The following is a 13,055-nucleotide window of genomic DNA, read 5'->3' as shown; positions in this document are numbered from 1 at the left end:
GGCGGGCTGAAATTGCCCTGCGGGCAATCCAGCCCACCGGGCGGCACGTACGGGCGCAGCTCAGCCAAAAATTCAGCCCCGCCGGCGTTTGAGGCGCGGGGGTGCGGGGGTGCGGGGGCGGAGCCCCCGGTACGGCGCGTCAGTGGTGGATCTGCGTCACGACCACGTCGAGGGACCAGGCCTTGCCCGCCTTCGCAGGGGCCTCGGCCTCGACGACGTAGCCCAGGTCCCGCAGGGCCGTGACCAGGTCGGCGGGCGACTCCGGCGCGGCCCCCGCCAGCAGCAGGTCCCGTACCAGCCGCCCCTTCGTCGCCTTGTTGAAGTGGCTCACCACCGACCGCTTCTCCACCCCGTCCACCAGCTGCGAGTGCAGCACCCGGACGGTCGCGGTCCGCGCCGCCACCTCGCCCTTCGGCTTCCACGCGGCCCCGTACGCCGCCGACCGCAGGTCCAGCACCAGCCCGTCCCCGGCCGCCTCCGGCATGACCTCCGCCATCGGCCCCCGCCAGTACGCGCCCAGCGCGCCCAGCGCGGGCAGCTTCACCCCCATCGAGCAGCGGTACGAGGGGATCGCGTCGGTGACCCGCACCGCGCCCCACAGCCCCGAGAAGACGAGCAGCGCGTCCTCGGCCGTCGCCCGCGCCGCCGCGGGCAGGTCGGCCAGGCCCAGAGCGTCGTAGAGCACGCCCGTGTAGACCTCGCCCGCCGGACGGGCCCCCGCCGTACGCAGCTCCGCGTTCTTCGCGACCTCGCCGCGCAGGCCCTCGCTCAGGCCCAGCACCTCGCGCGCCTTCGTCTCGTCCGCCGCGCACAGCTCGACCAGCTCCTCCAGCACCACCGCACGGGCCGGGGCCAGACCGGGCAGCGACAGCGCCTCCGGCTTCAGGGGTGCGCCGGAGCCGCCGGCGGCCTTTCCTTCGGACGGCGGCAGCAGCACGAGCACGGTGGTTCTCCTTCGGTACGACGTCGCGGGGGGCGCGGCCCCCGAGCCAGGGTAGACGTCCGCCGCCCCCGCTCGCCGCGCCGTCCGGGCCGCCCGACCATAGGCTCGGTCCATGCCACGCCGTCAGATGCACATGACCGGCGCAGACGGGGCTGCCCTGCGGGCCGCGCTGCGTGAACTGCGGACCGCGCTGGAGGTGCCCGGGGCGTTCCCGGCCGCGGTCCTCGCCGAGGCCGAGCACGCGGCGGCGCACCCCCGCCTCCCCGACCTGGACAGTACGGACGTCCCCTTCTTCACGATCGACCCGCCGGGCTCCGTCGACCTCGACCAGGCCATGCACCTGGCGAAGCGCTCCGGCGGCGGCTACCGGGTGCACTACGCCATCGCCGACGTCGCCGCGTTCGTCACCCCCGGCGGCGCGCTCGACGCCGAGGCCCACCGGCGCGTGACCACCCTCTACTTCCCCGACGGAAGGGTCCCGCTGCACCCGGCCGTCCTCTCGGAGGGCGCGGCCAGCCTGCTGCCGGACCAGGTCCGCCCGGCCCTGGTGTGGCGCTTCGACCTGGACCCCGACGGTCGGGTCGAGACCGTCGACGTCCGCCGCGCACTGGTCCGCAGTCGGGCCAGGCTCGACTACGAAGGCGTCCAGAAGGCCATCGACACCGGAACGGCGGAGGAACCGCTCGCCCTCCTGAAGGACATCGGCCGGCTCCGCGAGGCCCTGGAACAGGCCCGCGGCGGCATCTCCCTCAACGTGCCCGAGCAGGAGGTCGTCGCGCACGACGGCACGTACTCCCTGGCCTATCGCGCCCCGCTGCCCGCCGACGGCTGGAACGCGCAGCTCTCCCTGATGACCGGCATGGCCGCGGCCGATCTGATGCTGGCCACCGGCACCGGCATCCTGCGCACGCTGCCCAGCGCCCCCGACGGCGCGGTCGGCCGGCTCCGGCGTACGGCGAAGGCCCTGCGGATCGACTGGCCGCACCACGTCCCGTACGCCGAACTCGTGCGCTCCCTCGACCCGCACCGCCCCGCCCACGCCGCCTTCCTCCAGGAGTGCACGGCCCTGCTGCGCGGCGCGGGCTACACCGCGTTCACCGGCGGCGAGCGCCCCGACCCGGCGATCCATTCCGCGGTGGCGGCCCCGTACACGCACTGCACGGCGCCGCTGCGCCGCCTCGTCGACCGGTACGCCGGCGAACTGTGCGTGGCGGCGGTGGCCGGGGCCGAACCGCCGGAGTGGGTCGTGGCGGCGCTCCCCGCGCTCCCGGACGAGATGGCGGAGGGCGGGCGGCTGGCGAACACGGTGGAACGGGAGTCCGTGGACCTGGTCGAGGCCGCCGTGCTGAAGGACCGCGTCGGGGAGACCTTCGAGGCCACGGTCATCGACGTCAAGGACGGGGAGCCGCTGGTGGGCACGGTCCACCTCGAGGACCCGGCGGTGGTCGGCCGCGTCCGGTCCACCGCGCTCGACCTGCCCCTGGGCGAACGGATCCGGGTCCGCCTCACGGAGGCCGACCCGGGCACGTCGAAGATCCTCTTCGCGTCCGTCTAGGCGGGCTGCCGGCGCAGGGCGGTGACCAGTGCGCGCGGGTCGTCGGCGTGGAAGCGGACGGTCCGGGCCTCGCCCGTGGCGCCGAGCGGGCGGGTGAAGCGCAGCGGCCGGTTCAGTTCCAGGGTGACGCTGGTCTGGCTGCCGACGATCAGGTCGAGCACCCCGTCCTCGGACAGGGTGACCAGCCGGCCCTCGGGGTAGCGCCGGTCCACCCGTACGGAGGCCACCGCGTCCGCGGGTACGGCCAGGTCGAACAGGGCCCCGTAGCGGATCCGCAGGGACCCGTCGGGGCGGACCACGTGCGGCCGGGTGACGCACGCGGCGTGCAGGGCGATGACGAGCAGGATCCCGTACACGTCCAGCAAGAGCACGATCCGGTGCACCGTCGGCCAGGGGATGAGCAGGGCCAGGCCGATGGTCTCGATCACCGACACGAAGAGCATCCCGTACATCATGGCCGTCTGCGGTCCGGTGTACGCGGCGGCGAGGTCCGCGGGGCGCACCCCGTGCCTCCCGCGCACGGCCCACCGGCCGAGGGAGGAGACGGCGCGCAGTTCGTGCAGCACCAGCCGTCGCACCTGTACGGGGACGACGGCGCGGACCGCCGCGCGTCCGGCGGCCCGGCGGTCGGCGCCGCGGGCCCGCTCGGCGGCGTAGAGGCCGTGCAGCACCCGGGCCTCCAGCAGCAGCAGCACGCCGACGAGGAGCGCCTCGGTGGCGGCGAGCGCCCACCCGGGCAGGCGCACCCCGGCCGCCAGGCACACCACGAGCGCCAGCTCTGCCGGAACGACGGCGGTGGCGGCGATCCGTGCCGCCCGTATGCGGGTCATCCCCGCCCCCTCTCGACGAACGCCTCCATGACGAGGCTGACGACTTCGGCCTGCGCGGGGGCGTACTCGGCGAGCAGCGCCTCCTTGAACCCGGTCACGACCACCCCGTCGGTGGGGATCGCGGCGAACACCTCGTCGGGGACGGCCGCCACCAGCTCCGCCGCCAGGGGCGGGATCCGCGGGTCGTCCACGGGCGCGTCGGCGAGCTCGTCGAGGCGCACGTACAGCGCGAGCACGGCGGGATCGGCGGCCAGCGGTTCGAGCGCCGTGTACATCTCCTGGCCGCCGGTGCCCGTCGCATCGAGGAGGGTCAGGTGTTCGCGGTCCTTGGCGGCGGCCGGCGAGTCGGTCGGCGGCGCCTTCGCCAGCAGCGCGGCGAGCCCGGGCGAGAGCGGCTCGGCCTCTCCGGGCCCCGCGGCGAGGAGCACGGCGAGGCGGCGCCGCCGCTCCTGGATCTCGGCCTCCTGCCGGGCGAGGTCGGCGTCGAGTTCCGTGAGGACGTCGGCGAGTTCGCGCCCGGCGTCGTCCGCGAGGACGTCCCGCACCTCGTCGAGGCTGAGCCCGAGCTCGGTGAGCCGGCGTACGCGGGCCAGCAGGACGGCGTCGCGGAGGCTGTAGGCCCGGTAGCCGTTGGGGCGCCGCTCCGGTTCCGGGAGCAGGCCGACATGGTGGTAGTGCCGGATGGCCCGGGTGGTGAGCCCGACGACCGCGGCGATCTCTCCGATCCGCATGCCCCCAGTAGAAACCCTGCCGTTGCGTCAAGGTCAAGCGAGGTCAAGTGCGACCGTCGCCGCGGGTAACATGGTCGCCACGGCAGACGAGTCGGCCGGGCGGCCGCGTCGGGATCCTCGGATCCCGCCGAGGAACGTCCGGGCTCCACAGGGCAGGGTGGTGGCTAACGGCCACCCGGGGTGACCCGCGGGACAGTGCCACAGAAAACAGACCGCCTGGGGCTTCGGCCCTCGGTAAGGGTGAAACGGTGGTGTAAGAGACCACCAGCGCCTGAGGTGACTCAGGCGGCTAGGTAAACCCCACCCGGAGCAAGGTCAAGAGGATCCGTCCCCGGACGGATCTGCGCGAACGCTCGAGGGCTGCTCGCCCGAGTTCGCGGGTAGACCGCACGAGGCCGGTGGCAACACCGGTCCTAGATGGATGGCCGTCTCCCCGGCGACCGCGAGGTCACCGGGCGACAGAACCCGGCGTACAGGCCGGCTCGTCTGCCGCTTCCGCTCCCGCTCCCCGTTCGGGGCGGTGGGCTCCCCGCCCCGGCCCCGCCCGGCGGCGGCCCCGCCACCGGATCCCGGCAGTCGGTGCGCCGTACCTTCCGGGGGCCCGGCCGATGCGGCACTCTCACCAACATGACGGATCACCCCGCCCGCGCGGCCTCGGCCGCCGCGTGCATACGCGAACTCGCCGAAGCGACCACCGACCCCCGCAATGCCTACGCGAACCCCGCCGAAATCGCTGCCGTGACCGGGAACCTGCTCGAACTCGCCCGCCGTCTCGAAGACGCCTTGCGCCAGCTGGAGGTCCACATCGGACGGCGGGACGCCGGCGACTGGGCCGCACCGGACGGGGCGCCGCCCCGCCCGTACGCAGGGCAGGCGCGCGGCGCCGTCCAGTCCGCCCGGGCCGAGGCGCACAACCTCGGCCGCGCCCTGGGCCGGGCCGTGGAGGTCCTCGGCCCCTTCAAGCCCGCACCCTGAGCGCGGGTCTACCGCAGGTGGGAGGTGTCGTTCAGGAGGCGGACCGAGGCGTTGCCGTCCGCGTAGTAGGCCACCGCCGAGAGGGAGGCCGCCGAGAGCTCCATGCGGAACAGGGCTTCCGGCGGCGCGCCGAGGGCTAGGCGGACCAGGATCTTGACCGGGGTCACGTGGGTGACCAGCAGGACCGTGCGGCCCGCGTGGGCGGACAGCAGGCGGTCACGGGTGGCCGAGATCCGGCGGGTGGCGGACATGAAGCTCTCGCCGCCACCCGTGGGGGCCGCCTTCGGGGAGTCCAGCCAGGCCTGGAGGTCGTCCGGGAAGCGCTGCTGGACCTCGGCGAAGGTCAGGCCCTCCCACGCCCCGAAGTCCACCTCGCGCAGGCCCTCTTCGACCGTCACGGTGAGGCCGAGGCGGTCCGCGACCGCCTGGGCGGTCTCGCGGCAGCGGCGCAGCGGGGAGCTGATGACGCTCTGGATGGTGCCGCGGGCGGCGAGCGCCTCGGCCACCGCGGCGGCCTGCCGCAGGCCCGCCGGGGACAGTTCGGGGTCGCTGCCGCCGCTGCCGGAGAAGCGCTTCTGCGGGGTGAGGGCGGTCTCGCCGTGCCGCAGCAGCACGAAGGTGGCCGGCGCCCCCATGTCCGGGCCCCAGCCGTGGCTGCCCGCGGCGACCGCCGGGGCATCGGCGTCGAGGCAGGGCTCGATCGCGTCCGCCAGGGCCTCGGCGTCGGCGAACAGGGAGTCGGCGACCTCCTGGGCGGCCGTGGCCGCGGCTCCGGAGGCCGAGACCAGGGCTGCGCGGACGGCCGCGGCGCCCTTCGCCGCGTCCCCCGGCGGGCCGGCCGGCGCCGGCGGGGTGGCCAGGGCGCGCGCCGCGCCGTGGTCGAGGGCGGCCGTGGACGCCGACGGCTCCCACTGCTCGCCGCGCTTGCCCGCGTCCATCGCCTCGTTCGCGAGCCGGTCCGCGTGCTTGTTCCGCTCGCGCGGGATCCACTCGTACGTCACCTGCGCGCGCGGCAGGATCCGCGCGGCCTCGGCCGCGAGCGGCTTCATGTCCGGGTGCTTGATCTTCCAGCGGCCCGACATCTGCTCGACGACCAGCTTCGAGTCCATGCGGACCAGGACCTGCGCGTCGGACGCCAGGTCACGGGCCGCCGCGAGCCCGGCGATCAAGCCCTTGTACTCGGCCACGTTGTTCGTCGCGACGCCGATGTACTCGGCGCGCTCGGCCAGCGTCTCGCCGGTCGCCGGGTCGAGCACCACCGCGCCGTAGCCGGCCGGCCCCGGGTTGCCCCGGGACCCGCCGTCCGCCTCCACGACGAACCGGGCAAGCCTCTGCATCAGATGCCCGAGTCGGCCGTACGGACCAGGATGCGGCCGCAGTTCTCGTGACGGACGACCTGGTCGCGTGCCGCGGCCTTGATCTCGTTGACCTCGGCCATGTCGAGCTCCAGCCGGCAGCCCTCGCAGCGGCGCTGGTAGAGGCGCGCGGCGCCGACCCCGCCCTGCTTGGTGCGGATCTTCTCGTACAGCGCCATCAGGTCGGCGGGCATGGAGGTGACGATGACCTCGCGGTCCTTGGTGACCTTCGCGACCTCGGTGTCGATCTCGGAGGTCGCCGCGTCACGGCGCGCGGTGGCGTCCGCGGTCTTGGCCTCCAGGGTGGAGACGCGCTCGGTCAGCCCGGTGACGCGCTCCTGCGCACCCTCCAGACGCTCCATGACCTCCAGGACCACGTCCTCCAGGTCGCCCTGGCGCTTGGCGAGGGAGACGACCTCGCTCTGCAGGTTCGCCAGGTCCCGGGCCGAGATGCCCACGCCCGAGTCGAGCCGCTGCTGGTCGCGGACGGCGCGCTGGCGCACCTGGTCCACGTCCTGCTCCGCCTTGGTCTGCTCGCGCGCGGTGTCGCTCGCCTGGGTCTGGGCGGCGACGAGCAGGTCGCGCTGCTGCGCCAGGTCCTTGGTGAGCGAGTCGAGCTCGGCGTGCTCGGGCAGCGACTTGCGCTTGTGGGCGAGCTGAGACAGCCGGACGTCCAGCGCCTGGACGTCGAGAAGTCGGATCTGGTCGGCGGGCTCGGCGTTCAGTTGGGGGCTCCAGAGATAGAAGGGGGTGTGACGGACGGCGCGTGGGCCGTCCACGGGTCGGTGACCGTGCGCGAGACGTGGGTGCGCAGACCCCAGCCGTGGCGCTCGGAGATCGCGTCGAGCTGGGCTGCGGCCTGCTCGCACCAGGGCCACTCGGTGGCCCAGTGGGCGGCGTCGACGAGGGCGAGCGGGCGGCTCGTCTCGCGGGCCTCGGAGACCGGGTGGTGGCGCAGGTCGGCGGTCAGGAAGACGTCCACCCCGGCGGCGCGGACCTGCTCGAAGAGGCTGTCGCCGGAGCCGCCGCTGACGGCGACGCGGCGGACCAGCGCGTCCGGGTCGCCGGCCACGCGGATGCCCTGGGCGGTCGGCGGCAGCCAGGCCGCGGCGCGGGCGGCGAACTCGCGCAGCGTCTCGGGGTGGTCCAGTTCGCAGATCCGGCCGAGGCCCCGGCGGCCTTCCGGGTCGCTAGGGTCCGCCACCAGCGGGCCGGTGATCCGCAGGCCGAGGGCGCCGGCGAGGGCGTCGGAGACTCCCGGGTCGGCGGTGTCGGCGTTGGTGTGTGCGACGTGCAGCGCGATGTCGTTCTTGATCAGCGTGTGCACGACGCGGCCCTTGAAGGTGCCGGCCTCGACGGTGGTGGTGCCCCGCAGGTAGAGGGGGTGGTGGGTGATGATCAGGTCGGCGCCCAGCTTCACCGCCTCGTCGGCGATCTCCTGGACGGGGTCGACTGCGAACAGGACCCGGGTAACCTCGGCGTCCGGGTCGCCGCAGACGGTTCCGACGGCATCCCACTGCTCGGCCCGCGAGGGGGGCCAGAGAGCGTCCAGCGCGGCGATGACTTCAGAGAGACGGGGCACGGGCCAAGGCTACCGTCCGGGGCGACCGTCCCGGTCAGGCCAGCCCTGTCGGACGGGGCCCCACCCCTCCGGGTCGGACAAACGGGATGATTCCAACGCGCACCTGCCCCCGGCACGGGCCCGCGGAGCCACGGGAACGGGCCGCGCAGCACAACCGCCTCGTCCAGCACGCGCGAATCGCCGAGCGGACACCCGTATGTGTGAAGCGCTGTTGGTGGTGTTGTTCGCCGGGAACCCCGAAAACTAGCTTCCCCCCCGGAGGTGACCACGGATGACCGTCTGTGCCATCGAAATGACGACCACGGCCGCGTTCAGCATCGCCGCGGACGGGTCGTACGCCGCCCGGCTGGCCGGGGAGGGCGACGCCCTCTATGCGGAGCGCTGGACCCTCGCCGGGCCCGAGCCCTACGCGGTACCGCTGCCGCTCGCGCAGCCCGAGGAGGCGGACAGCGAGGTGCTGCCGCTGACCGACGGGCGGGTGCTGATCCACCGGCGGGTGGCGGAGCGCCACGCCTTCGCGCTGCTGTACCCGACGGGGGCCGGTGCCGGGCCGAGGACCGGGGAGCTCCAGCTGGGCGGGGTGGACGTGCGGGAGGGCGTACGGGTCCGCCTGCTCCCGCCGTGTCCGGCCGGATCCGGTGCCTTCGTCCTGGCCGCGGAGGACACCGTGAGCACGGTCTGGCAGGTGGCCGGGGGCCCGTCGGGGCCGCAGCCCGTCGCCCGGATCCCGGGGCGCTGCTCGGGCGGGGTCTGGCTGGACCGGGCGGGCCGGCTGCTGGCCCTGGACCGCGAGCTGGACGGCACCACCAAGGCCGTCGCCGTGGACCTGGGGCGCGCCGAGGTGTCCCCGCTGCTGCAGATCACCGATGACAGCGACGACCGGCTGCTGCTGGCCGACCCGGACAGCGGGCTGCTGTTGATCCGCTCCGACGCCCCGGGCACCTCGCGCCTGGGCTGGGGGGTGTCGGGCAGCTCGCTGCCGGTCCGCTTCCCGGAGTGCCTGGCCCGGCTGGGGGACGCGTACCCGTTCGCGGCCCAGCCCGGCCAGTCCCTGATGCCGGAGACCTGCGGGGTGGCGCTGCGGCTGCCCGAGGGCGACATCGGCCTGTGGCGCCCCGCCGACCGGCGCGTCTTCCGGCTCGGCGCCCCGGCGGGCTGGCTCGGCGGGACCGGCCTGTGGAGCCCGCAGGGCCGCCTGCACCTCCCGTACGCGACGCCCGAGGTGCCCTGCGGGATCGTCGGCTTGAACCTCCCGGCCTCCCCGCCCCCGCCGGTGGTCGTGGATCCGCCCGCGCCGACCGCCCCCCGCCCGGTCCCCCTCCAGCAGGCACCGCTGGCCGGACGATAGGGGCGGAGGGCGGAGGGCCCTGGCCTCCTAGGCGTGCTTGAGGCCCAGCACCTCCGTCGCGGCGAAGGTCTCGTTCGCCGGGCGGGACGCGTAGTGCGGGGTCAGGAGCTCGTCGAGCTCCTCGAAGGAGAAGGACTCCTTGGCCGTGTCGAACTTGGCGGCCACCTTCGGGCGCTCCATGACGACCACGATCCCGCCGTGCACGACGAACAGCTGGCCATTGGCCCCGGCGGAAGCGGGCGAGGCCAGGTACCCGACGAGCGGTGAGACGTGCTCGGGGGCGAGGGCGTCCAGCTTGCCCTCCTCGGGGACCTGGAAGCCGGCGAAGACGTCCTCGGTCATCCGGGTACGGGCGCGCGGGCAGATGGCGTTGGCCGTCACCCCGTACTTCGCGAGCGCCAGCGCGGTCGAGGTGGTCAGGCCCACGATGCCGCCCTTGGCCGCCGCGTAGTTCGGCTGGCCGGCCGAGCCGCCCAGGAAGGCCTCGGAGGAGGTGTTCACGATCCGGCCGTAGACCGGGCCGCCCGCCGCCTTCGCGCGCTCGCGCCAGTGCACGGACGCGAAGTGGGTGGTGTTGAAGTGGCCCTTGAGGTGGACCCGGATCACCGAGTCCCACTCCTCCTCCGACATCGAGAAGACCATCCGGTCGCGCAGGATGCCCGCGTTGTTGACCAGGACGTCCAGCTTCCCGAAGCTGGACACCGCCAGCTCGACCAGTTCCCGCGCCTGCTCGAAGTCGGCCACGTCGCCCAGGTGCGCCACCGCCCGGCCGCCCGCGGCGCGGATCTCCGCGGCGACCTCCTCCGCCGGGGCGGCCGAGGCCTCCCCGCTGCCGTCCCGGCCCGGCTGGCCGAAGTCGTTGACGACCACGCTCGCGCCGAGCCGCGCGAGCTCGATCGCCTCGGCCCGACCGAGCCCTCGGCCCGCACCCGTGACGATGGCGGAGAGCCCCTCAAGTGGGAGTGACATCCGAAGCGTTCCTCTCAGAGCGGGTCAGAGTTCGATGCAGGTGCGCAGGGCGACGCCCGTACGCATCTGGTCGAGCGCGTCGTTGATCTCGGCGAGCTGCACCCGGTGCGTGATCAGGCTCGCCAGGTCCACCCGGCCGGCCCGCCACAGCGCGATGGTGCGCTCGTAGGAGCGGAGCACGTCCCCGCCGCCGTACATCGACGGCAGGATCTTCTTCTCGTCGAAGAACAGCGAGAACATGTCGATCTGGAAGTTGTCGTCCAGCGCGCCGGCGCCGACGATCACCACGCTGCCGCCGCGGCGGGTCATCTTGTAGGCGGTCTGCGCGGTGGCGGACTTGCCGACCACCTCGAAGACGTAGTCGAAGCCCTCGCCGCCGGTGATCCGATTCTTGGCGTCGTCGAAGGCCTCCGGCCCGACCGCCTCGGTGGCCCCGAACCGCAGGGCCGCCTCGCGCCGCGACTCCACCGGGTCGACGGCGATGACCTGGGCCGCGCCCTGGACCTTGGCGCCCTGGATGACGGACATGCCGACGCCGCCGCAGCCGATGACGGCCACCGAGGATCCGGCCTCCACCTTGGCGGTGTTGATGGCGGCGCCGAGGCCGGTGGTGACGCCGCAGCCGATGAGCGCGGCGATGTCGAAGGGCACGTCGTCGGGGATCGGGACGGCGCAGGCGGCGTCGACCACGAGCTCCTCGGCGAAGGTGCCGGTGGCGGCGAAGCCGAAGATGTCACCGCCGGCGCGGCGGAAGTTGGGGGTGCCCGCGTTGACCAGGCTCGCCAGGCACAAGTGGCCCTGGCCGCGCTTGCAGGACGGACAGTGGCCGCACGGCGGCAGCCAGCAGACGAGGACCCGGTCGCCCTGCTTGAGGGTGGTGACCCCGTCACCGACGTCGGAGATCACCCCGGAGCCCTCGTGGCCCGGGACGAAGGGGGCGGGCTGCGGCAGGACGCCGCTCATCGCGGAGAGGTCCGAGTGGCACAGGCCGGTGGCCTTGATCCGGATCTTCACCTTGCCGGGGCCGAGGCCGACGGCCTCCATGTCGTCGACGACCTCGAGCTTGTCCTGGCCGATCTCGCTCTGCAGTGCTGCGCGCACGGTGCGGCTCCTTGTGTGGTCGGGCGTGAGCGGGTGTCTCGTCGGGGCGAGACACCGACCTAGGCGTGTTCGACGACGGTGTCGGCGAGGACCGGCGCGTCGTCGCGTTCTGCGGCGGTCACCGAGACCTGGACCCGGCCGGGCTCCTGCCACATCCGGATCCGCAGGGTCTCGCCCGGGTAAACGATCCCGGCGAAGCGCGTGCGGTAGGCGCGGACCCGGGAGACGTCCCCGCCCAGGGCCGTGTCGACGACGGCCTTGAGGGTCATCCCGTACGAGCACAGGCCGTGCAGGATCGGCTGGTCGAAGCCGGCCGTCTTGGCGAACTCGGGGTCGGCGTGCAGCGGGTTCCAGTCGCCGGAGAGGCGGTACAGGAGCGCCTGGTCCTCACGGATGTGCCGCTCCTCGGTACGGTCGGGCGCACGCCCGGGGAGCTCCTCCTTGGCGGAGGGCCCGCGCTCACCGCCGAAGCCGCCCTCCCCGCGTACGAAGATCTGCGCGTCGCTCGTCCACAGCGGCCCGTCGGCGTCCGCGACCTCCGAGCGCAGCACGATCACGGCCGCCTTGCCCTTGTCGTAGACGGCGGCGACCTTCGAGCGGGAGGTGGCCCGCCCCTTGACGGGGATGGGCCGGTGCAGCTCGATGGAGTGGCCGCCGTGCAGGACGGCGGCGAGGTTGACGTCGATCCCGGGTGCGGCGAGGCCGCCCAGCATGGCCATGCCGGCGCCGGCGACGGTCGCGAAGCTGGGCAGGACGTGGAGCTTGGATTCGAGGGTGTAGCGCAGCTCGTCCGGGTCGGTGGCCGGCAGGCCCGCGCCGAGGCCGAGGTGGTAGAGCTGGATGTCCTTGTGGTCCCAGCCGATGTCCCCCAGGCGGGGGTCGGCGGCGAGGGCCTTGGCGGCATCGATCGGCATGGGGATGCTGCTCCCTGTCGTTGGAGAACCGGGGCCTTGGAAGACCTCGGCACGGCCGTCCGCACCGTCGGCCGCACCGAGGTCGCATGCGGGGGCCGGTTCTAGAACGCGTTCTAGGCCCGGCCGGTGAGGGAATGTATAACGCACGCCCCCACACTTGGGAAGACTCTTGACTTCACGTCAGATCCGCTGCGTGCAGGGCGTGTTGCGTGCCCGTCGGGAGGCGGGGCAATACCCTGCCCGCGTGGACGAAATGCCTGTCGATCACCGCGAGGGACGCGCCCTGCGCGTCCTGCTGGAGCCGCCGAATCCGGCCCTGGCGCTCCAGCTCGGCCTCCAGCCGGACATCGAGGTCGTCCGGGACCCCATGGCCCGGCCCGCGGTGGCCCTCGTGGAGGAGCTCACGGCCGTGACCGCCCTGCTGGCCGACGACCCCGAGTGCCGGGTGCTCGTCCTGACGGGCTCGGCGCACCCCGGCCTCGCGGAGGCCGCCCTCGCCGCGGGCGCGGTGGGGCTGGTGCTGCGGGACGGCCCGGTCGGGGACCTGGCGGACAGCGTCCGGCGCGCCTCGATGGGCGAGACTGTGGTGGACCCCGCCCTGGGGTGAATCCTTTCGCGGCTCCCACGCCTCTTATGCATGTGCCGGCGCAGAGGCCGGCACCTGACCTGGAGGTTGTCGTGATCACTGCTGTCGCCGTCGGCGCCGTCGTCCTGCTCCTGCTCTGCACGTGCACCGTCCTCGTGGCGCGCCG

General features: G+C 74.1%; 13 protein-coding genes and 1 other RNA gene. 5 read left to right on the top strand and 9 right to left on the bottom strand.

Going from position 1 to position 13,055, the window contains the following annotated elements:
- Positions 1–139: 139 nt before the first annotated feature.
- Entirely contained in the window at positions 140–943 is an 804-nt protein-coding gene (yaaA, locus tag OG386_RS29785; protein ID WP_328790653.1) for a peroxide stress protein YaaA, read from the bottom strand.
- A 112-nt stretch (positions 944–1,055) separates the two neighbouring features.
- Here yaaA and OG386_RS29780 point away from each other — a divergent pair, with 112 nt between their 5' ends.
- The gene (locus tag OG386_RS29780; protein ID WP_328790652.1) at positions 1,056–2,498 is read left to right on the top strand and encodes an RNB domain-containing ribonuclease; all 1,443 of its coding nucleotides are present in this window, start codon (positions 1,056–1,058) and stop codon (positions 2,496–2,498) included.
- Here the strand turns inward: OG386_RS29780 and OG386_RS29775 are convergent.
- Entirely contained in the window at positions 2,495–3,328 is an 834-nt protein-coding gene (locus OG386_RS29775; RefSeq protein ID WP_328790651.1) for a hypothetical protein, read from the bottom strand. The genes OG386_RS29780 and OG386_RS29775 overlap by 4 nt on opposite strands.
- On the bottom strand, positions 3,325–4,059 hold the full coding sequence (locus tag OG386_RS29770) for a MerR family transcriptional regulator (protein WP_328790650.1): 735 nt from the start codon (positions 4,057–4,059) through the stop codon (positions 3,325–3,327). The genes OG386_RS29775 and OG386_RS29770 overlap by 4 nt, the downstream gene beginning before the upstream one ends.
- 87 nt (positions 4,060–4,146) lie before the next feature.
- On the opposite strand from OG386_RS29770, the gene rnpB reads away from it, so the two are divergent.
- Together rnpB and OG386_RS29760 are read left to right on the top strand one after the other, a co-directional pair.
- Positions 4,147–4,548, top strand: an RNA gene (gene rnpB / locus OG386_RS29765) — RNase P RNA component class A.
- Positions 4,549–4,686: 138 nt separating this feature from the next.
- Positions 4,687–5,034: a hypothetical protein gene (locus tag OG386_RS29760; protein WP_328790649.1), complete on the top strand. Its 348-nt coding sequence runs from the start codon at positions 4,687–4,689 to the stop codon at positions 5,032–5,034.
- Positions 5,035–5,042: 8 nt separating this feature from the next.
- Here the strand turns inward: OG386_RS29760 and OG386_RS29755 are convergent, their stop codons facing one another.
- Genes OG386_RS29755 through OG386_RS29745 form a run of 3 tightly spaced genes read right to left on the bottom strand, consistent with a single transcriptional unit; the run spans position 5,043 to position 7,971 of the window.
- A complete protein-coding gene (locus OG386_RS29755) occupies positions 5,043–6,371 on the bottom strand; it encodes a bifunctional RNase H/acid phosphatase (RefSeq protein ID WP_328790648.1) in 1,329 nt (442 codons plus the stop codon).
- Positions 6,371–7,114, bottom strand: coding sequence for a zinc ribbon domain-containing protein (locus OG386_RS29750; RefSeq protein ID WP_328793409.1), 744 nt, complete (start codon positions 7,112–7,114; stop codon positions 6,371–6,373). The genes OG386_RS29755 and OG386_RS29750 overlap by 1 nt, the downstream gene beginning before the upstream one ends.
- On the bottom strand, positions 7,111–7,971 hold the full coding sequence (locus OG386_RS29745; RefSeq protein ID WP_327385756.1) for a Nif3-like dinuclear metal center hexameric protein: 861 nt from the start codon (positions 7,969–7,971) through the stop codon (positions 7,111–7,113). Before OG386_RS29745 ends, OG386_RS29750 begins: the two co-directional genes overlap by 4 nt.
- Positions 7,972–8,242: 271 nt before the next feature.
- Here OG386_RS29745 and OG386_RS29740 point away from each other — a divergent pair, with 271 nt between their 5' ends.
- Complete coding sequence (locus OG386_RS29740) at positions 8,243–9,319, top strand: hypothetical protein (RefSeq protein ID WP_328790647.1); 1,077 nt, start codon at positions 8,243–8,245, stop codon at positions 9,317–9,319.
- 27 nt (positions 9,320–9,346) lie between these two features.
- Here the strand turns inward: OG386_RS29740 and OG386_RS29735 are convergent, their stop codons facing one another.
- Genes OG386_RS29735 through OG386_RS29725 form a run of 3 tightly spaced genes read right to left on the bottom strand, consistent with a single transcriptional unit; the run spans position 9,347 to position 12,303 of the window.
- Complete coding sequence (locus tag OG386_RS29735; protein ID WP_327385754.1) at positions 9,347–10,288, bottom strand: 3-oxoacyl-ACP reductase; 942 nt, start codon at positions 10,286–10,288, stop codon at positions 9,347–9,349.
- A 24-nt stretch (positions 10,289–10,312) separates the two neighbouring features.
- Complete coding sequence (locus tag OG386_RS29730; RefSeq protein ID WP_328790646.1) at positions 10,313–11,389, bottom strand: Zn-dependent alcohol dehydrogenase; 1,077 nt, start codon at positions 11,387–11,389, stop codon at positions 10,313–10,315.
- A 59-nt stretch (positions 11,390–11,448) separates the two neighbouring features.
- Positions 11,449–12,303, bottom strand: coding sequence for a MaoC/PaaZ C-terminal domain-containing protein (locus tag OG386_RS29725; protein WP_328790645.1), 855 nt, complete (start codon positions 12,301–12,303; stop codon positions 11,449–11,451).
- A 253-nt stretch (positions 12,304–12,556) separates the two neighbouring features.
- Between OG386_RS29725 and OG386_RS29720 the strand changes: the two genes are divergently transcribed.
- On the top strand, positions 12,557–12,910 hold the full coding sequence (locus OG386_RS29720) for a DNA-binding response regulator (RefSeq protein WP_328793408.1): 354 nt from the start codon (positions 12,557–12,559) through the stop codon (positions 12,908–12,910).
- The last annotated feature ends 145 nt before the right edge of the window (positions 12,911–13,055 follow it).

Source organism: Streptomyces sp. NBC_00273 (genome assembly GCF_036178145.1).
Lineage (GTDB): Bacteria > Actinomycetota > Actinomycetes > Streptomycetales > Streptomycetaceae > Streptomyces.
Note: the sequence above shows the minus strand (reverse complement) of the source record. Positions and strands in the feature narration are given on the sequence as shown.

Excerpts from the sequence above, each read along its gene's own strand:
- OG386_RS29780 (WP_328790652.1), top strand. The coding sequence starts at position 1,056 with ATGCCACGCCGTCAGATGCACATGACCGGCGCAGACGGGGCTGCCCTG.
- OG386_RS29775 (WP_328790651.1), bottom strand. The coding sequence starts at position 3,328 with ATGACCCGCATACGGGCGGCACGGATCGCCGCCACCGCCGTCGTTCCG.
- OG386_RS29770 (WP_328790650.1), bottom strand. The coding sequence starts at position 4,059 with ATGCGGATCGGAGAGATCGCCGCGGTCGTCGGGCTCACCACCCGGGCC.
- OG386_RS29760 (WP_328790649.1), top strand. The coding sequence starts at position 4,687 with ATGACGGATCACCCCGCCCGCGCGGCCTCGGCCGCCGCGTGCATACGC.
- OG386_RS29755 (WP_328790648.1), bottom strand. The coding sequence starts at position 6,371 with ATGCAGAGGCTTGCCCGGTTCGTCGTGGAGGCGGACGGCGGGTCCCGG.
- OG386_RS29740 (WP_328790647.1), top strand. The coding sequence starts at position 8,243 with ATGACCGTCTGTGCCATCGAAATGACGACCACGGCCGCGTTCAGCATC.
- OG386_RS29735 (WP_327385754.1), bottom strand. The coding sequence starts at position 10,288 with ATGTCACTCCCACTTGAGGGGCTCTCCGCCATCGTCACGGGTGCGGGC.
- OG386_RS29725 (WP_328790645.1), bottom strand. The coding sequence starts at position 12,303 with ATGCCGATCGATGCCGCCAAGGCCCTCGCCGCCGACCCCCGCCTGGGG.
- OG386_RS29720 (WP_328793408.1), top strand. The coding sequence starts at position 12,557 with ATGCCTGTCGATCACCGCGAGGGACGCGCCCTGCGCGTCCTGCTGGAG.